We start from the raw sequence: 679 nt of genomic DNA, 5'->3' as shown, positions 1-679 counted from the left end.
AGAGGTGGTCCCCATTTTTCGGACAGGGCGATAAGCTATCATCTGGCCTGAACGAGGACGGGTTTTATGGGCAAGGTTACGCGGAAACGGTATGCGGCAGAGTTCAAGTCACGGGTTGCGCTGGAGGCGATCCGTGGGGAACTGACGCTGGCGGAACTGGCTTCGAAACATGGCGTGCATCAGACGATGATCGCCCAATGGAAGCGCCAGGCGATCGAAGGCATGGCAAGCCTTTTTTCTGGTAAGTCAGTAACGGAACCTTCAGTCAGCCCTGCTGATGTAGAGAAACTGCACGCCAAGATCGGCCAGTTGCTGGTGGAACGGGATTTTTTGCGGGATGCCTCTGCTCGGTTGGGCGTGATCAGAGGCGGCAGATGATTGACCCGAAGAGAGCATGCCTGCCGATAATCCGGCAATGCACGCTGCTGCAACTCAACCGGTCGGGCGTCTACTATCGGCCTGTGCCACAGAGCGAAGCCAATCTGGAGCTGATGCGGCTGATCGACGCCCAGTTCCTGGAAACGCCGTATTATGGCTCACGGCAGATGACATGGCATCTGCGCCGCCAGGGACATGAAGTGGGCCGCAAGCGGGTCCGGCGGCTCATGGCGATCATGGGCCTGCGGGCGATCTACCAGAAGCCGCGCACGACCGTGCCCCATCCGGAGCATCGGAAATA

At 58.9% G+C, this 679-nt stretch carries 1 pseudogene; it reads left to right on the top strand.

Annotation, left to right across the window (positions count from 1 at the left end):
• Positions 1 to 66 precede the first annotated feature (66 nt).
• Positions 67 to 679 (top strand): annotated as a pseudogene (locus GOB87_RS16500) (IS3 family transposase); the annotation flags it as partial.

Source organism: Acetobacter estunensis (assembly GCF_011516945.1).
GTDB lineage: Bacteria > Pseudomonadota > Alphaproteobacteria > Acetobacterales > Acetobacteraceae > Acetobacter > Acetobacter estunensis.
Note: the sequence above shows the minus strand (reverse complement) of the source record. Positions and strands in the feature narration are given on the sequence as shown.